This is a genomic window from Thermobaculum sp. T2p (assembly GCF_059335935.1).
In genome coordinates, this window is record NZ_JANZYQ010000010.1 from 197,427 (window position 1) to 215,204 (window position 17,778).

Annotated in this window: 21 protein-coding genes; 9 read left to right on the forward strand and 12 right to left on the reverse strand. The window is 45.4% G+C overall.

Annotation, left to right across the window (positions count from 1 at the left end; genetic code table 11):
- Positions 1-26: 26 nt before the first annotated feature.
- Complete coding sequence (locus N2245_RS06130) at positions 27-1,187, reverse strand: pyridoxal phosphate-dependent aminotransferase (RefSeq protein WP_494535843.1); 1,161 nt, start codon at positions 1,185-1,187, stop codon at positions 27-29.
- Positions 1,188-1,277: 90 nt separating this feature from the next.
- On the opposite strand from N2245_RS06130, the gene N2245_RS06135 reads away from it, so the two are divergent.
- The 4 genes from N2245_RS06135 (at position 1,278) to N2245_RS06150 (ending at position 4,894) form a co-directional block, all read left to right on the forward strand.
- Positions 1,278-2,486, forward strand: a complete 1,209-nt coding sequence (locus N2245_RS06135; protein WP_494535844.1) for a M20/M25/M40 family metallo-hydrolase — start codon at positions 1,278-1,280, stop codon at positions 2,484-2,486.
- Between the two features lie 60 nt (positions 2,487-2,546).
- Positions 2,547-3,059 (forward strand): ferritin-like domain-containing protein, encoded by a 513-nt coding sequence (locus N2245_RS06140; RefSeq protein WP_494535845.1) that lies wholly within the window; start codon positions 2,547-2,549, stop codon positions 3,057-3,059.
- Between the two features lie 111 nt (positions 3,060-3,170).
- A complete protein-coding gene (locus N2245_RS06145) occupies positions 3,171-4,256 on the forward strand; it encodes a methyltransferase domain-containing protein (RefSeq protein WP_494535846.1) in 1,086 nt (361 codons plus the stop codon).
- Between the two features lie 104 nt (positions 4,257-4,360).
- Entirely contained in the window at positions 4,361-4,894 is a 534-nt protein-coding gene (locus N2245_RS06150; protein WP_494535847.1) for a flavin reductase family protein, read from the forward strand.
- A gap of 13 nt (positions 4,895-4,907) precedes the next feature.
- Here N2245_RS06150 and N2245_RS06155 read toward each other — a convergent pair whose 3' ends face one another.
- Both N2245_RS06155 and N2245_RS06160 read right to left on the reverse strand, forming a co-directional pair.
- Complete coding sequence (locus N2245_RS06155) at positions 4,908-5,222, reverse strand: hypothetical protein (RefSeq protein WP_494535848.1); 315 nt, start codon at positions 5,220-5,222, stop codon at positions 4,908-4,910.
- A complete protein-coding gene (locus N2245_RS06160; RefSeq protein WP_494535849.1) occupies positions 5,219-6,373 on the reverse strand; it encodes a DUF429 domain-containing protein in 1,155 nt (384 codons plus the stop codon). The genes N2245_RS06155 and N2245_RS06160 overlap by 4 nt, the downstream gene beginning before the upstream one ends.
- 130 nt (positions 6,374-6,503) lie before the next feature.
- On the opposite strand from N2245_RS06160, the gene N2245_RS06165 reads away from it, so the two are divergent.
- The gene (locus tag N2245_RS06165; protein WP_494535850.1) at positions 6,504-7,415 is read left to right on the forward strand and encodes an NAD-dependent epimerase/dehydratase family protein; all 912 of its coding nucleotides are present in this window, start codon (positions 6,504-6,506) and stop codon (positions 7,413-7,415) included.
- A gap of 24 nt (positions 7,416-7,439) precedes the next feature.
- Positions 7,440-9,335 carry a S9 family peptidase gene (locus N2245_RS06170; protein WP_494535851.1) on the forward strand — a complete coding sequence of 632 codons (1,896 nt, stop codon included), beginning with the start codon at positions 7,440-7,442 and terminating at the stop codon, positions 9,333-9,335.
- A gap of 19 nt (positions 9,336-9,354) precedes the next feature.
- On the opposite strand, the gene N2245_RS06175 is transcribed toward N2245_RS06170, so the two are convergent.
- On the reverse strand, positions 9,355-9,828 hold the full coding sequence (locus N2245_RS06175) for a cupredoxin domain-containing protein (protein ID WP_494535852.1): 474 nt from the start codon (positions 9,826-9,828) through the stop codon (positions 9,355-9,357).
- Between the two features lie 178 nt (positions 9,829-10,006).
- On the opposite strand from N2245_RS06175, the gene N2245_RS06180 reads away from it, so the two are divergent.
- Both N2245_RS06180 and N2245_RS06185 read left to right on the forward strand, forming a co-directional pair.
- A complete protein-coding gene (locus N2245_RS06180) occupies positions 10,007-10,621 on the forward strand; it encodes a sigma-70 family RNA polymerase sigma factor (protein ID WP_494535853.1) in 615 nt (204 codons plus the stop codon).
- Positions 10,618-11,331, forward strand: coding sequence for an anti-sigma factor domain-containing protein (locus tag N2245_RS06185; RefSeq protein WP_494535854.1), 714 nt, complete (start codon positions 10,618-10,620; stop codon positions 11,329-11,331). Before N2245_RS06180 ends, N2245_RS06185 begins: the two co-directional genes overlap by 4 nt.
- 7 nt (positions 11,332-11,338) lie before the next feature.
- Here N2245_RS06185 and malQ read toward each other — a convergent pair whose 3' ends face one another.
- Positions 11,339-12,838, reverse strand: a complete 1,500-nt coding sequence (gene malQ / locus N2245_RS06190; protein WP_494535855.1) for a 4-alpha-glucanotransferase — start codon at positions 12,836-12,838, stop codon at positions 11,339-11,341.
- An 81-nt stretch (positions 12,839-12,919) separates the two neighbouring features.
- Between malQ and N2245_RS06195 the strand changes: the two genes are divergently transcribed.
- Positions 12,920-13,330, forward strand: coding sequence for a sigma factor-like helix-turn-helix DNA-binding protein (locus N2245_RS06195; protein WP_494535856.1), 411 nt, complete (start codon positions 12,920-12,922; stop codon positions 13,328-13,330).
- A gap of 6 nt (positions 13,331-13,336) precedes the next feature.
- On the opposite strand, the gene N2245_RS06200 is transcribed toward N2245_RS06195, so the two are convergent.
- From N2245_RS06200 to N2245_RS06230, 7 genes are read right to left on the reverse strand one after another with little or no spacing between them, the layout of a single operon-like run.
- Positions 13,337-13,813: a hypothetical protein gene (locus N2245_RS06200; RefSeq protein ID WP_494535857.1), complete on the reverse strand. Its 477-nt coding sequence runs from the start codon at positions 13,811-13,813 to the stop codon at positions 13,337-13,339.
- 47 nt (positions 13,814-13,860) lie between these two features.
- Positions 13,861-14,793: a BtuF-related (seleno)protein gene (locus N2245_RS06205; RefSeq protein ID WP_494535858.1), complete on the reverse strand. Its 933-nt coding sequence runs from the start codon at positions 14,791-14,793 to the stop codon at positions 13,861-13,863.
- Positions 14,794-14,815: 22 nt separating this feature from the next.
- On the reverse strand, positions 14,816-15,382 hold the full coding sequence (locus tag N2245_RS06210; protein WP_494535859.1) for a peroxiredoxin family protein: 567 nt from the start codon (positions 15,380-15,382) through the stop codon (positions 14,816-14,818).
- Positions 15,383-15,405: 23 nt separating this feature from the next.
- Positions 15,406-15,573: a CcmD family protein gene (locus N2245_RS06215; RefSeq protein ID WP_494535860.1), complete on the reverse strand. Its 168-nt coding sequence runs from the start codon at positions 15,571-15,573 to the stop codon at positions 15,406-15,408.
- Positions 15,566-16,285, reverse strand: a complete 720-nt coding sequence (gene ccsA, locus N2245_RS06220) for a cytochrome c biogenesis protein CcsA (RefSeq protein WP_494535861.1) — start codon at positions 16,283-16,285, stop codon at positions 15,566-15,568. Before ccsA ends, N2245_RS06215 begins: the two co-directional genes overlap by 8 nt.
- A 4-nt stretch (positions 16,286-16,289) precedes the next feature.
- Positions 16,290-16,961, reverse strand: coding sequence for a heme exporter protein CcmB (locus N2245_RS06225; RefSeq protein WP_494535862.1), 672 nt, complete (start codon positions 16,959-16,961; stop codon positions 16,290-16,292).
- Positions 16,958-17,701 (reverse strand): ABC transporter ATP-binding protein, encoded by a 744-nt coding sequence (locus N2245_RS06230; protein WP_494535863.1) that lies wholly within the window; start codon positions 17,699-17,701, stop codon positions 16,958-16,960. The genes N2245_RS06225 and N2245_RS06230 overlap by 4 nt, the downstream gene beginning before the upstream one ends.
- Between the last annotated feature and the right edge of the window lie 77 nt (positions 17,702-17,778).

The window sequence follows — 17,778 nt, forward strand, 5'->3', positions numbered from 1 at the left end:
GATGGAATATAGAAATTGGCCTTGATTTATTGCCCAACTACAGCCTGCTTCATCCTGTCGAAAGCTTTCTCTAGGAGGTTGTAATTAGTCGCGAAGGAGATTCTTACATGGCCTTCTCCTGTGGGACCGAAAGCGATGCCTGGTGTAAGGGCTACGCCTGCCTTCTCGAGCATATCATCTGCGAATTTTATACTGTCCCCATTCACTTTGGGGAATGCGTAGAATGCTCCCTCCGGAGCTTTGCATTCGATCCCAGGTATAGTATTGAGAGCCTCTACAACGAGAGCTCTGTTCTTTTCATATTCTTTTACCATGTATTCTACTACTTCCTGAGGTCCCTCGAGGGCACAAGCGGCTGCTTCCTGTGTAAAGGTAGCTGCGGCAGTAACAGAGTGCTGATGTACCTTGAGTATTTGAGATGCTATCTGCCTGGGAGCCGCAAGATATCCCAATCGCCACCCCGTCATGGCGTAGCTCTTGGAGACTCCATTGATAGTAACTGTCCGCTCTCGCATTCCAGGTAACGTTGCTATACTTATATGTTCGTGCCCATCAAACAGAATTTTTTCGTAGAGCTCATCGGATATCACCAGCAGATCTCTTTCTATGGCAAATTCTGCTACAGCTTCGATCTCTTCCTTAGTAGCTACTCTACCGGTAGGATTGTTGGGGGTGTTGAATATAAGCACTTTTGCTCTTGGGGCTTCCACAGAGCGGAGTATCTCTGGGGTTATCCTGTAGTCTTCTGGCTCTAGGGGGATGTACACTGGTCTACCCCCAGCTAGATATACAGACGGCTCATAGCTTACCCACGCAGGTGATAGTAGTAGTACTTCATCTCCATCGTTTACCGTAGCCACAAGTGTGGCATAGATGGCATGTTTTCCACCAGGAGTTACTATTATCTCTTCTAGGGAGTATTCTAGGCTATTTTCAGATGCGAACTTCTTCTGTATCGCCCTTAGCAGGTTAGGAGTACCTCTGCTTGGAGCGTAGTGAGTTTCCCCTCTGTTTATAGCATCAAATGCAGCCTGTACTATGTACTGTGGGGTTGGGAAGTGGGGATCACCGCCAGAAAGATCTATCACATCCTTGCCCTCTGCTTTAAGCTGCTTTGCCTTGTCTGCAATGCTTATAGTGGCAGAGGGCTTTACTTGTTGAAGCCTTTCAGCTATGAAACTGCGCATGGGAAGCTCCTATAAAGATCATGTAATATCTTTTTCAAAGTGTATCACTTTGGGACAAGCGGTTTGCAACCCCAAGTAGGAGGGTAAGAAATGACTATTGATAGGCTAAGAGAAGTTGCTGACGTCCACCGAGATAGAATTGCTGACTTCTGCTCGCGCCTTATTCAAACTCCTAGCTTGCCTGGTCAGGAGATGCAGGCTGCAGAGCTAATAATGAGCGAGATGAAGGCTTTGGGATACGATGACGTGTGGCAAGATGAGGTCGGTAATGTGATCGGTCTGATAAAGGGGGATAGAGCTGGGAAATCTTTGATGTTGAACACACATATGGACCATGTCGATGTCGGGGACAGATCTAGTTGGGAGTATGATCCCTACTCCGGAGAGGTACGTGATGGTTACGTGTGTGGTAGAGGTGCCGTGGACATAAAAGGCCCCACGTCATCGCAGGTATATGCCCCTTTCATTGCCAGGGAGGCAGGGTTGCCAATCTATGGAGATGTATATGTTGTTGGTGTTGTACAGGAGGAAGTGGGTGGGCTTGGATCGATAGAATTGGGCAAATCCTTACATGTGGATTGTGCCGTGGTGGGCGAGCCTAGCAGTAATACTCTTAGAAGGGGGAACAGAGGTCGTATAGAAATAGTAGCTATCTTTAGAGGTAGGTCCTGTCACGCTAGTATGCCGGATAGAGGTATTAACCCTCATTACTCTATGGCTAACTTTGTTGCTGCTCTCAAGAATGTAGATAGGGTCAAAGATCCTTTTCTAGGGGTTGAGACTTTTACCCCAACGCTTGTCTATACAGATCAGACTTCATCTAATGTTGTCCCGTCTGAACTAAGACTGCACATAGATTGGCGGACAGTACCGCAGAGATCAACTGATGAGATCAAAGAGATGCTTGCTTTCTTGTTGGAAAAGTCGCTAGTGGATGGGGCTTGGGGTGAGGTTAGGATAAAAGATGTTACCCTTACTACTTATACTGGGGCAACTCGTAATGTTCCAGCACACTTCCCCTCTTTCTTGATAAGTGAGGAACATCCTCTTGTAAAACTGTCTAAGGATGCTCTAAGTGAGGCCTTTTCAAGAGAAGTTGAGGTAAAGCGTTGGGATTTCGCGACTGATGCAGGGCACCTGATGGCTGCAGGTATACCAAGTATTGGTTTTGGCCCTGGTGATGAGACTTTGGCTCATACTAACCAAGAAAAGATATCGATTGAGGAGATGGTTGAGGCATCTATAGGATATGCCCTTTTATGCCATAGGCTGACTGATCCTGTTGCCTGGGCATCATAATTGCTGTTACGACAGTCGGAAGATTAATTTTTGCCTTTGAGGCTATTAGGAGGGCTACACATGACTATGCACACTACATCTTCTCATAGCATATATGCCGAAGAAAATGCTGCTAAGAGAGAAAAGATAATCCAGCTCTTAACCAAAGCTTATTGGATGGAGATTGAGTCTGTAATGAATTACATAACCAACTCCGTCAACCCGGACGGTGTGAGGGCAAGAGAGATCACTGAAGCTCTTTCTCAAGATATACAGGAAGAGCTCGGGCATGCGCAGATGTTTGCTTCTAGAATAAAGGAGTTGTATGGAGTGGTCCCCGGCTCCATGGATTTCAAGCCTGAGCAGACTTATCTACAGCCTCCAGATAACCAGACAGATATCGTCCATGTCATCAAAGGGGTGATAGAGGCTGAGAAGGGGGCCATAGAGTTCTACACACAGATCCTACATGAGACTGAAGAGGTAGATCTGGTAACTCAAGATATGGTCATAGATATACTTCATGATGAGCAGGGACATCTTAGGCTATTTGAGGGCTTTCTTCGAGAGTATGAGGCGGAAGGAAAGGCCTAAAGATTAGTATTCTTTCTGGGCTTTCTACTAGGCAGGGTTGGACCTCTAACCCTGCTATTATTTTTGCTGTGAGGCTCTTTATAACGAACTTATTGATACACTCGGAGTGCTATGTTAAGGCGCGAGCGCTCTAAGGTCTCTAAGTTAAAGCAAGTTCCTGTTCAGGGCGTCTTCTATGAGGTGGAATTTGTCCCAGGACTGGAACCTTTCGTGCTCGAGGAGCTACACGAGAAGCTGGTAAATCTAGGGGAGATCTATCCCTATGTGAAAAGCGGCAATTTCCAGTTCAACATCTATGGCGATCCCAGGCAACTATTGATGCTGCGTTCAGTTGGTAGCGCCTTCGTAGTAAAGCTGTTTGAGGTGCCGAGACCCCTAGCGCTATTAGGACATCAAAACTTCAGCCAGCTGCTCTCTATGATAGAGAGTGTGCTGAGCTTACATCCTGAGGGGAGTTTCAAAACTTTTAGGATAAGCGCTGCAGGTAGCGATTCTCCTGTCTTTAGGAGAATATATAAGGAGCTAGAGTTATCGACAGGGTTAATGCCTTCCCAGGATGGAGATTTGTTCCTCAGAGTGCGTAAACCTATAGTCCGTGGGGATGGCTTTGAGGTATCCATTAGGCTGACTCCTAGACCCCTCTCTGTACGTCCTTGGAGGGTATGTGATTTCCCTGGCGCTATCAATAGCACTGTTGCTCATGTAATGGCCAGGCTATCTGAACCTTCTGCCGAGGATGTAATAGTCAACCTGGGATGTGGTTCGGGTACTATCCTCATAGAAAGATTGGAGATGCTCCCCGCTAAAGAAGTAATAGGGATAGATATTGATGCGGATGCTATTGCATGTGCTCGTAGGAATGTCGACGCAGCTGGTTTGACCGGCAAAATAGATTTGGTGCGCGGTGACATGCGGAGTACAGAACTTAATAGCGGCTTCGCAGATGTTATTTATGCTGATCTACCCTTTGGCCACATCTTGGGTTCACATGCTAACAACGTTCAACTCTATCCCGACACTTTGAAGGAGGCAGCTAGAATAGCTCATGAAGGTGCTAGAGGAGTATTTATCACGAGCGAGATTCGCCTTATGAGAGGGGTTATTGATCTATGCAAACATCTATGGAGGCAGGAGGGAGAGGTAAAGCTTGAGATGGATAAACTAAGACTTATGATATTCGTTTTGTCTCGCCTGTAATGCAAGCTGGATACTAATTTGACACTTTGGTTAGCCCAACCTAAGATTTATCTAAGACGATAATTGAAGTTCTGTCTGGTCAGAAACACTCAGGAGAGTTGATAGTGCCTATTGATCCCTTTCTATTTCGGCGGGTAATGGGGCAGTTTGTCACAGGAGTTACGTTGGTTACCACGCTGCTTGAAGACGGTAAGCCTTGGGCGATGACAGCTAATTCTTTTACATCCATATCATTAGATCCTCCTATCGTGATGGTAGCAATAACACGTGGCTTGACCACTAATAATGCTGTCAGGAGATCGCGAGTTTTTGGGGTCAATATTCTTAGGGCAGATCAAATATGGATAGCAAGGAGATTCGCAAGCTCAAACAGGCCTCCTGACCAGTTTGCCGATATCGACATGAAAGTTGCCACTACTGGTGCTCCTATTCTTGAAGAGTGTTTAGCCTGGCTAGACTGTCGTGTTACAGATCTTGTGGAGCAGGGAGATCACACAGTCTTCTTTGGTGAGGTACAGGAACTATCGCTGGGATCTGTAGGTGAACCCTTGCTTTACTACAATAGTGCCTATGCCCGCCTTATTCCAGACATGGCGAACTTTGATGAATTTATACCTCGTCCAGGCAACAAAGAGTAAGGTTTGTCAGCACTTACTCTTCATCAGTTCTTACTACCCTATAGGTTAATGTCTCATGCCCGATGCCTGGTGTTATCACTCGAAGTCTGGTCATCTGTATGACAAAAGCCCCTTTCTCGTGGGTAGAGGGCTGCTTTTCGTTTAATCTTCTTAAGGTATTGCTGACCAGGGCTCCGCCTATCGCTCCACCTGCTATTAGGGCTGCTGGAACACCTACTCTACTTGATATCAGCCGGGTAAGTAGTCCACGTGAACTGGCCCTAAGGGCGGATTTGATTGGGATCAAAGCCTTACTCTGGTTACTAATGCTTGGCACTATCTCTTTCATGAGTTAACCTCCTCTGCAGGATTATCCAAAAGTATCTCTGCGATGTGCTTCAATTGGTGACTGTGATAAGCCTTTTGGATCTTATCCTGTCTAAATTGTAATAGTGACATACATCTTACATCTTTGCCGGTTGATCTATTGGATACGTGGTACACCACACATATCTTTGAATCCTCCCCGACTATGTCTTCAAAATCTAGGTGCAATCCTAGTCCTCGTAGGCTACTAACGGCCTTGTAAGTATCTTCTACGTTCAGAGTTCTACCGCTGGATAGTTCGGTCTCCTTATAGTCTGGATGTAGCATTCTTTCTAGGATTGCGATATCAGCATCAAGTAATGCCCTGAAGAACCTGATAGCTTGTTGCTTGTATTCGGATACCAGCCATTTAGGAGTTCCTAACTGGGGCTGCTGTGACGACCTCTCGTAAGTCGTTGGTATAAGAATAAAGCCTTCATGGACATTGCCTATGACTTCGACTCTGCCCTCTTCCTTCCAGGCTAAATAGCTAACATAGGCAGCTAGCACCGCATCCAAGATATCTGCTATATGCTTTAGTTGTCTAGGAGTGAGCGTTTCAAGCCGCCCTGGATCCTCAATAGGAGGATGGATCCACCTGACTGGTGGGTCAAGCGCTTCCTGTATCAGCCGGTTGAGATGTAGTATTCCGTGAACTAGAACTGATCTCTTGGCCTTGGAGCCCTTATAACTAGGTACCTTGCCAAACAGTCTGCTAATAGTGGCTCGCGGATAAACCTCTACTATTGCCTTTGTAGGTTCATGGGAACTTATACTATCTTGAATCCTGAAGCCATGAATCTCTAGCTTATGCGCGATGATCTCTCCTCTTATGCCCCCCAAATTTTTCTCAAGGAGGCTTCTGTTTGATGGGTAAACTGGTATCTTCATGCTCTGAAGCACAATCTCACATCTTCTCGATCCCTCAAGGTTGGGTACAACTATGGGAGCATCTATTGCTACGATTGCACCCTCTTGATCGATGTTGCTGAGCACAAAATCCACTATTGATTCGTCGGTAGTTAGGTTGGTCTGCGATAGAATATTGCCGGATTCATCTATAACTGCTGCTCCTGTTTCTGGTCTATCAGCATTTATCAAGCTCCACGCTAAGTCTATACCAATAAATCTCATGCTGTTATCCTTATTCTCAAATAGAGATTGGTGAATGGGTTTTGGATTTATTATTGTAAATGCTGCTAAATTACACTCCATGATAGTTGTTTTATACCAAACGATATCTGAGAACTAGGATGAGCGAATCATGTCTAAAGTACTAATTACTGGGGCAGCTGGCACTTTAGGACAGGCATTGATCCCTGTGATAGCGAGTGCTGGGTATCATCTGGTACTCGTTGATGTACAACCTCTTGAGTCTGAACATGAATTCCATCAAATAGATATCTTGGATGCAGATGCTCTAGGCCCTATTATGGAAGGCGTGGACTTTGTAGTCCACGCTGCTGGTTTGCATGGTATACATCTATCTACTCGTAGTCCAAGAGAATTCTATTCTATAAACTTAACGGGCACCTTTAATGTTTGGGAAGCAGCCGTCCAGTCTGGAATCAAAGGGTTTGTATTCTGTAGCTCTGTATCTGTTTATGGGGAAAGTAGACGTCCTCCAAGGGAGGATGCTGTGGTTGCCTTAAGCGAGAACATGCCTCTTCTCCCAAGTGATATCTATGGATTAACTAAGTTTCTTGGAGAGGAGATGTCTAGATATTATGTGCGTCGCTATGGTGTGGCAGCTGTCGCGCTCAGATTAGGTATGTTCACTCCAGAACCTTTCTTCAGGCACGGTATTCGCTTACTCTATGGTGGTGTTGATCCTCGGGATGCTGCTCAGGCTGTGCTCAAGTCCATCCAGGCTATGGAAGCAAGCAAGATAAAGTGGGAAGTACTAAATATAGCCTCAGAAGTGCCTTTCACTAAGGAAGATGGCCCTCAGCTTAGGAAGAATCCTTTGCCTGTGCTTGATAAATACTACAAAGATGCTGTCAACCTGTTGAAAGAGAGAGGAGTTGAGAGACTATATCCAATTCACGAATTCATCCCAATAAGTAAAGCAGGGGAGAAATTGGGTTTCAGGCCAGAATATAACTTCTCTTGGTGGCTGCAAGAGTTGGAGCAGCATCCAGATTACAGGACACCTAAGAATCCTCCCTGGCCTTAGTATCCTATAGGAGAGTGTTGTTGTATGGGGCAAGCTGACTGGACTATAGAGGACGTGTTAGAGTTAAGGCATCTTGAGGATGCGCAGCTATCTCAAGACGGTAAGTATGTGGCTTATGTAATCAGAGACGCTTACAGAGAAGAGTTAAGAGTTAGATCTTCCCACATTTATGTGGCCGACATAACAACTGGAGAATCAAAACAGTTTACTAATGGTCCTGGGGCGGATGCCTGCCCACGTTGGAGTCCAGATTCCAATAAACTAGCTTTTATCTCAGATAGAGAGGAAGAGGCTAGATTTGATCTCTTTACCATAGATGTTCATGGTGGTGAGGCTATCAAGCTGACGGACGTGGAAGGTTCAGTTTTGGACCTAAGATGGTCTCCTGATGGTAGATATATAGGTTTGTTATTGGAAGGTATTAAGACTCCTGATGAGGATTTACCCATAGTGTTTGAAGAAAAAGACCAGGTGACTCGAATCTGGAAGGTAGACTCATCAGGTGGATATGCAGAACCTCTATCACCTGAAGGACTGCATGTATGGGAGTTTGGGTGGCTGGAGGACTCTTCAGCCTTAGTTGCTGTATGTTCAAGATATCCATATGAATGGAGCTGGTATGAATCTTTTCTTGCTCTAATTGATGCTTCGTCAAGCGAATATAAAGTTCTATACTCCCCAGACAAGCAAATAGCAAGCCCATCGCCCTCTCCAGATTCGAGATATGTGGCCTTTATAAAGGGCTCCTTCAGCGACAGAGGTAGCGTTGGTGGTGAGGTATGTGTAGTTGATCTACGCGATGGCATGTGTAGATCCCTTACGAAGGACTACCCAGGAAGTTTCTGCTCAGTACATTGGTTAGATTCCTCTCATCTTCTTGCTATAGGTTACGAGAGCGGCAATGCGTGCCTACTGTCGCTGTCTCTCGATGGTAATAAACGCAGACTTTGGTTGGAAGAATCCATGGTGTCACATCGATGGTGCGCTCGATTCACTCTAGACAAGACCAAGAGATTGGGTGTGATGATAAAAGAGTCCCATTCTTCACCTCCTGATGTATGGTATTTCGGCCTTTCTGATAGTGATATTAGTGAGTGGGAAAAGATTACGGAGGTTTTTCCAGATCTACGAGCTAAGTACAATGGGGAGCCCAAGACTATAGTCTGGAAAAGCAGTGACGGCTTAGATATACAGGGGATATTTCTGCAACCTAGAAGCTTTAGCGGGGAAAAACCTCCCCTAGTGACCATTGTACATGGAGGACCTAGCTCCATGTACCATCATAGCTTTTTGGGTAGCTACTTTCTGGCTCCTGTCTTGGTTTCGAATGGTTATGCAGTTTTCTTGCCTAATCCTAGAGGCAGCTATGGCTGGGGAACTGCCTTTGCGGAGGCCAACCTCGGTGATATGGGTGGAATGGATAAAGAAGACATAATTTCAGGTGTGGAGTATTTACTAGAGTTAGGATATGCCGATCCAAGCAGATTAGCCATAGCTGGGTGGAGTTATGGTGGGTTCATGACAGCTTGGATGATCACCCAAACAGATATATTCAAAGCTGCTGTCATGGGAGCTGGTATTGCTAACTGGAGGAGTTTTCATGGTGTTACCAATATTCCTACCTGGGATAAGCTTTACTACAGAGATGATCCATATAGGCTAGGTGGCCGCTTTGATAAATTCTCTCCTATTAACTGGGTTGGCAGTGTTAAGACTCCTACCCTGATACTTCATGGAGAAAAGGATGCATGTGTGCCTGTAGGGCAGGCTTACGAGATGTACCGAGCTCTAAGAGATCACCAAGTGCCAGCTAAGTTAGTCGTTTATCCGGGACAAGGGCACGTCATCGATAAGAAATCCTACGTCCAGGATATGTACGAACGTATACTGGATTGGTTTGGGGAGCACCTAAAAGTATAGGCGCTCCCCAGAGAATAAATTATGATATGCGGTTATATTTGAATCTCATTCCCAGGTAGAGGCTGATTACCCCTGCTATCAGCAACAAAACGGGGAGTGAGCTCTCGCGGTTAGCCATTCCACCAGCCCCTGTTTGGGCCGGCCCAGACATTACCACAACAGTTCCCGCCATACCTACGCCGCCTGCTGCCCCGTGGTACTTACAGTGGTAAGCATAGGTGCCAGCCTTATTGAATGTATGGCTGAAGCTATCTCCTGAATTAAGATTTCCTGAGTCGAAGCTTCCATCATCAGCAGTTACTGTGTGGGGATTCTGACCTTCGTTTTCCCACTCGACGGTGTCGCCTACTCGTATAGTAATGGTTTTAGGTTCAAAGTAGTTGTCATCAACCTCCACTTTATGAGTAGTATTTGTGGTAGCTGATACTTTGGAAGGCATTGCGACTAGCAATAGAATTAGAAGCGCTATAAGAGGTTTAATCCAAGTCTTCATATGTCTCCTCCTGCAAAAGAACTTTCAATTTCTGCCTTGTATGAATTAGGTGTTTGTAGCTCCTCCATTCCTTAATACGAGCGCGAAATTGGGAACGGTTTTATCCTTGTCAGCTCACTTGATGTGCGAGTAAGATACATAGGAAAGTTTGAAACCAAAGACTTGATTGAAGAGAGAATTGCGTAAACTAATAGACAACGAAGACTCTACAAACCAGAGCAATAGCTACTCTGATTACGACGACGAACATCTTTTATATTTAATAAAAGCGCAAGACCATCAGGCTTTGGCAGAAGTCGTCAATAGATATGGTAGGTTAGCTTATTCTCTGGCGCTGCGTATACTAGGTGACCAGGGATGGGCTGAGGAAGTGTTTCAAGATGTGCTCGTAAAGTTGTGGCAGAAACCTGACATGTATAATCCCAAACGGGGAGATTTTAGACGTTGGCTACTGAGTGTTACTCATAATGCCGCGATCGACAACCTGCGCGGTAGACATGGCAGCGAGCAAAAGTATGAGGTTGGTTTCGAGAAGTTTGATATCCTGCCTGATGGTTATGAGGATCCTTCAGAGGATGTTGCCAGAAAGTTACAAGCAGAGGAGGTAAGAGGGGCACTAGCCCTTATTCCTAGGGAGCAGAAGGAAGTCATAGAGCTTGCATACTACGGTGGTATGACTATATCGCAGATAGCTAGACTTACTGGCGCCTCGACAGGGACCATTAAGACGAGAATGCGCTTGGGTATGATGAAGCTTAGGCAGATATTAACTAGCTCAGGGGCCTCCGAATGAACTGTGAAGTTGTAGAGGATAAAATCCCAGCTCTAGCCCTTGGGGCTCTGGACAATTCCGAGCTTGAGGAGATCAAAGCTCATATACTCGCATGTAACAAGTGTAGGTCTGAATTACTCTCATATACACCTGTGTTAGATGCGTTAAATCTATCAGTCGATGAGTTTGATCTGCCGACGGGTTTCAATCGCAGGCTTATGAAGAGGATCAATCCTCAGGCTGTAAAGAACCACAGACAAGGAGAGACTGTGCAAGTACAGCAATCAAGCGTTACCTCAAAGCTCGTGGTCGCTTGGGGCGTAGCTATAGTGCTGTTGTTTGTAGCTATCCTCTTAGGAGCCAGGGCTTGGACTCTAGAGAAAAGCTTAGCAGAGCAGCACAACTATGATGAGCACATGGTAGCTCTCATGACAAGCGATAATGTGCAAACTTTGGACCTTCGTGCTCAGAGTGCCAATGTGCGAGCCAAGCTATATTTGAGTCAGGACGGCCGCGAAGGAGTCCTGATGGTAAGCAATCTAACTCCAGACAGTACATACGAGGTTTGGCTTGTTGGCTCTGCTGGCAGGGTGATGGCAGCCACCTTCACTCCTCTATCTAACGGTACTGCCAGAATATACTTGGATCCTGAAGGTGGCTTATCTAAATATCAGAGAATAGATATAGTAGTGCAAGGCTCTTCTCGCCAGGTGATTACTGGGGACTTGTAATCTATTACTATTTTTGCTCTTTCTCGTCTGGAGGTACCCTATTGTACAGCTCGCATAGATGCTTTATTCTGCCGGCAATTTCCTCAGATAGCGCACTTTCAGGATAACTCCATTCCCAGTTTCCAAACTCTGTGCCAGGGATGTTCATCCTCGCCTCTGACCCGAGAGTTAGAAAATCTTGTAGCGGGAAAATTGCATACTTTGCGGTCGAGGAGATTCCCATTCTAATAAGCTCCCATACTAATTCCTTTCCAGTTTTTCTACCTACATAACTTCTAACTACAGATTTGTGTTTACTGTCTAACTCTTCCCACCAACCTAGTGTGGTGTTATTGTCGTGTGTGCCGGTGTACACTACGCAGTTGAAGGTTGCGTAGTTGTGAGGCAGGTACTGATTTTGCGGGTTCGTGAATGCAAACTGTAGCACCTTCATGCCGGGGAAGCCAAACTTATCACGCAGAGCTTCTACCTCTGGAGTGATAATTCCTAAGTCTTCAGCTATTACAGCTATGGATCCTAAGGCTTTTATGGCTGTTCTGAAGAGCTTTGCCCCAGGGCCCTTTACCCACCTACCATTTACTGCGGTTGTTTCTCCGTATGGTACTTCCCAGCAAGCGCAGAAACCTCTGAAATGGTCTATCCTTACCAGGTCAAAGAGCTTAAGTGACCACTTGAGTCTATCTATCCACCAAGAATAATTTTGAGCTTCTAATATCTGCCAATTATAGATTGGATTGCCCCATAGCTGCCCAGTACTGCTGAAATAATCTGGTGGAACACCAGCTATCACGCGTGGGCTACCATCTGGTTTGAGCTTAAATATTTCTGGATGAGCCCAGACGTCAGCACTGTTATGTGCAACAAATATAGGCAGATCTCCTAGAATCATAACACCACGAGAATTACATGCCTTCTTTAGCTCAAACCATTGCTTGAAGAACAAATATTGGGTGAACTTGTGGAACATTATTTTTTGCTTATGCTCTCTACTTAGTCTTTCTAGAGTAGCCTTGTCTCTTCTTGAGATATCAGTGTGCCAAAGATTCCAGGACCTACCATTATTCAGCTCAAGGAGTGTCATGAACATCGCATAATCATCTAGCCAATAGCTGTGTTCTTCGCAAAAGGAGTCAAAATCCTTGGTAGGGGTAAACCTTGAGAAAGCTTTCTGGAGGATAAGTGACTTTATCTTCCTTGCGAAGTTATAATCTGTTCCTTGATGTTTGGGATTAGACTCTCTTGGTAAGTCTGTTGTTGCCAGTATTCCCTCCTCGATTAGCAGATCTGGGCTTATCAGTAGGTGGTTGCCGGCAAAGGCTGAATAGGATTGGTATGGAGAATTAGATTCTCCAACTGGACTTATTGGCAAAATTTGCCATATGCTTAGCCCGCTACTTGTAATAAAATCCAGAAATTCGTAAGCTTTGGGCCCCATGTCTCCTATACAGTACTTGGTGGGGATTGATGTTAGGTGAAGTAACACACCACTTCTTCTGTGATCATTCATTCCTTGCTCCTGAAACCCCTTAGCTGTGCAATTGCTCCAAGATGCATAGATAATTTATACCTATGAAAGGGGTGTTTTGTTATGGGGTGTAAGTCGGCAAAAGGTCATGTATGGCAGAAGGTCAATGTTAGAGGTAATGTTTGGAGATGTCTTAGATGTGGAGCCACCCAAATAAGTTCGCAGATGCCTCGGCTTGAAGCAAATCCCAGACAGATATCGGAGGAAAATAAGCAGAAGGTACGTAGATTGTTGCCTGTATACAAAGACAAGCTGAAGGATACATGGGTCTTTGCTCTTGAGATGCGTTATGGGCTCAATGAGGAATCCCGCGAGTATACATACGAAGAGATCGCTCAGGTTCTTGGTCTTAGCAAACTAACTGTACAGAAGATTATCCGTGGAGCTATTCATTCCCTAGAGGGACTCGAAAGAAAAGACCGTTGGAGATCCTCCATCAAGGAGGATAAATACAAAAATGTTATGGATGCCTAGAAGATACTAACTTTGTTCATCATGATCATCCTTCAGTCTGGGCATCTGGTTCAGTTGGCTTCTGATACTTTCTTGCTTCTCATGTATAGAATCTTCTTCTGTTTTTATGATCCTTCTTGATTTTTCCAGGTTGTCTGCAACTTCCTCTTGGGTCTTATTGGTAGCCTGATCTATGGCTTGACTTACGTTCTCCTTCACCTGTTTCTCAAGTTGCTCTTGTGCAGATTGAGCTGTGTCTTGGATCCGCGCTACAGGGTCTCTAGTGATACTTCTATGATCTTTCTTTTCATTGGTATTAGCTTGCTGTATATTCTCTAAAGGGTTATCGACCACATGAGTGTCATTCATTTGGGATGCAGTTCTGTACAGCCCTAATCTGCTAAGCAAGATTGATCTAGTTTCTTTACCGCTTCTTGGAGCAAAGAGTATAGATAATACAATGCCTATCGTAAACCACTTTAAGGCTGTGTAGGTTCTGTTCATTGTGATAACCTCCCTTGTTTTCAGGGAGGTGAACGCATTTTCTATGCCTAGGCTGGGGATGCGGCTGCCAGAGGTCTAAATCTTCTAAATTGATTTCTGTCTGGCTCCGGGAACAACTCTGGGTGTATGGCGTGCGCGAGCATCTCAAGAGAGTCCACTATTCTTGGACCAGGACGCGCGAAGTAAGCCGATCCATTGGATACCCATACGTTACCGTTTCTAACAGCAGGTAGCAATTGCCATTCTTCCCTTTCATTGATTAGCATCAGCTCCCGCTCGGTCCTATCGGCATCGAACCCACAGGCCATTACTACTATGACTTCGGGTGCAGCCTGAGCTATTTCTTCCCATGAAGCTCTGCTCGAAGGTACACCCTCAAGATCAAAGATCTCTTCTCCCCCGGCCAGCCTAACCATCTCGGGGATCCAATGGCCAGATTTATAGGGAGGGTTTACCCATTCCATACAATACACCTTGGGTTTGTGGGCTACCGATGAGGCCTTAGATTCTACAGCTCTAATGCGCGTTATCATTTCATCTATCAGCTTCTGCGCTCTTGCCTCTGTGCCAGTAAGTCTACCTACAAGCAGGATGGTCTCGAGTATATCGTACAGGGTGTTAGGCTCTAGGGATACTACTGGTGTTTCAGCTGGGAGTATGCGTGCTGCTTTCTCCACAACCGTATATGACACTGCGCATACATCGCATAGCTCCTGAGTCAGGATCAGATCTGGAGATAGCTCTCTAAGTAGTTCTTCGTCTAGTGCGTATAGTGTTCGATGTTCATGGAGGCTCTCTACTACTTGCCTATCTATTGAATAACTATCTTGAGCAGTATCAATCAATGATCTAGTGAGGACTGGCTTACCCTTTACTTCTGGTGGGTAGTCGCATTCATGTGTCACTCCCACCAGGCTATCTATTAGCCCGAGAGAGCAAACAATCTCGGTAGCACTTGGTAGCAGGGACACTATACGCACTTTGGTACTCCTTACAATACAACTATCTCGAGCTTAGTCCAGCCTCAACTAAGTTTGCAAGTTCGTGATCTGTTAGCGGGCCTCTCCACCGACGTATCACTTGTCCATTTTTGTCTATTACATAGGTTTCAGGTATGCCGGTCAGGCCGTACTCAGTAGCTGTACCAGTTTTAGTAGTGCCATTGATGTAGGTTAGGTCATTATCTTCTATGAACTGCTCAGCGTTTTGTGGGTCATCCCACAAGTTAACGCCGAGGAAAACCACACCCTCATTTTTGAATTTTTGCCAACCTGACTCAAGTGTGGGAGCTTCTTCGGCACAAGGTGGACACCAGGAGGCCCAGAAGTTAACTATCACGACCTTACCTTTATAATCAGACAACTTTACCTGCTTCCCGTCAAACCCTTTTAGGGTGAAGTCTGGCGCTGGGTGAGGCTTTATAGGCACATCTCCACCTACAGATACGATCCTCGCTCCTTGCTCGAGGGTATCTCCTTCTCTCTGCTTAGCAAGTCCATAGCCGAACAATATTAGTAGTACTAAGACGCCGGCAAGTATACCAGCTACCAGCCACCTAGCAGCGTTCATAGGTCTTCAGATAACTCCAAATTTTACTGATCGTCCTTACTCTGTACCGCTGTATTTTGGTTTTCTCGAATTTCAACTTCTGATAGTTGCTGACGTAGGTCGTTGAGTTTCTGCCCAATGTAGTAGATATAGACGAAGATACCTATCCATACGACAAGTAACGCAGCGAAAAGAAATCCAAAATTATCCATTTTCGATACTCCTGATTTCTAACTCATCCTCTATTATCGCTATTCTTGTTCTTATAATAAGAATCCATATGAAGAGCAATGTGAAAGCTAATAGAGACACCATAAATGCCTGCAGCATCTCAGGAGGCATGCTAACCTGGCCGGGCTCTACAACCTGTTGTGGATGAAGGGTTCTCCACCACTTAGTGGACATATAGACTATAGGTACATCCACGAAACCAACTATTCCTAGCACTGCAGCATATCGTGCGCCTTGTTGCTTGCTAGGAGCATAAGCTCTTAGCATGAGGTATCCAAGGTAGATAAACCACAGGATTAGAGTGGTGGTCATTCTTGGATCCCAACTCCACCATGTGCCCCATACTGGCTTGCCCCAAAGGGATCCAGTGATGATCATGATGGTTGTAAAGACAAGCCCTACCTCCGCAGAAGCACGCGCTAACGCATCCCAAAAGCGGCTGCTCTTGAAGAGGTACACGACGCTAGCCACGAACACTAAGAAAAATGCTAGGAAGCCATTCCATGCAGTAGGAACATGATAGTAGAAGATACGTTGCACGTCACCTTGCGTGGCATCTGTGGGAGCATATAGCAGTGTCATATAAAGAGTTAGTGCCATGAGTGGCAAGGTAACAAACGCTAGCACTTGGCTTAGCTTGTCCACCCAGCCATAAGAACGTGTAGATTGTACTGTTGCTGTTAGTTGTGCCAAGGTCTTACTCCTCTAAGACTTGATCAAATAAGATGTACCCAGCGCATATGAATAGCGCATCGAAGGCTATTAGAAGGCCAGTCCATGGAGCTCTGTTCATAGCCGTCGTGCCAGTCAAGTGATTAGCTGTGGCTTCCACGGTGGCTATGGTTACAGGCAACAGTATTGGAAATATAAGTACTGGCAGCATGATCTCTCTTGCTCTGGTACTGGCTAGAAGTCCTGCGAACATGGTGCTGATTGACGCAAAACCTATAGTACCCAATATCAAGATAGCTACTATGGGCAATGTAATAATCTGCAGGTTGAACAGCACCACAAACATTGGTAGTATCAGGGCTTCTGCAAACAACATGAAAAGTATGTTACCTATAAGCTTTGCTATGTACAAAGCACCCAGCTCTAGGGGTGCCGTTATAAGACCTTCCCAACCTCCGCGTTCTTTCTCAAGAAATATAGTGCGCCCCACGTTTACCGCGCAACTGAAAAATATTGACACCCAGATTATTCCAGGTCCTATTGATTTTACATTTTCTACCCGAAGATCGAAAGCGTAGTTGAATATGACAAGTATCTGGAGGGCAAATACGAACATCGAGATAATGATTTCTCTTCGTCTTATCTCGAGAACCAGGTCTTTGTGAACTAAAGCTATGACTTGTTGCCAAAATTTCATGGTTGGATAGTTAGTTTATGGCTCTGCGCGGGATACTGTAGGTCTATTGAATCAATCTCCTGTACGTTCTTATCTGCTATTATGCTCCCATTAGATAATACCAGCACACGATTACCTACCCTTAATCCAAATTCACGGTCGTGGCTGCTGAAGACTATCGTGCCGTCGTACTGGGTAAGAACCTCTTCCAGTTTGTGAGTAGACTCTGCATCGAGTCCTGTACTGGGCTCGTCCAGCAGTAGTATTTCTGGTTGGTGAATCAGGGTCTTGATAATCGCTAGCTTCTGTTGCATGCCTCGGGAGTAATTGCGCACTCTGGAATCCAGAAAAGATACCAGGCCAAATGTATATATCAAGGGCATGTAGAATTTTTCAGGATCCTTTACTGAGTACAGCTTCGAGTACAGGTTAAGGTTTTCCCTCGCAGTGAGGTCGTCATAGAGGGTGAGGTTGTGACCTAGATAACCTATCCTATTTCGTAGGTCACGCTTGTACTTTATCGCTTCAAGTCCAAAGAGCATTAGCTCTCCTCTGCTGGCTCTGGACAGAGTAGCTAAAATCCTCAATAGAGAGGTTTTGCCGGAGCCATTTGGTCCCCATAATAAAACCCTCTCCCCCGCAAAGATTTTGATATTTATGTTCCTTAGCGCCCAACGACGGTTATAAAGCTTTCCTATACCTTGGGCTTCTATAACAGGTAAGGGATCACTCATAGATTGTGAGGCTTTGGTAGAAAACATACATGTACAGGAGGCTTTTCCCTATGTGATATGGAAATCACTGTGTATTTCCTTGGGATGATTTGGACTGGAACTTG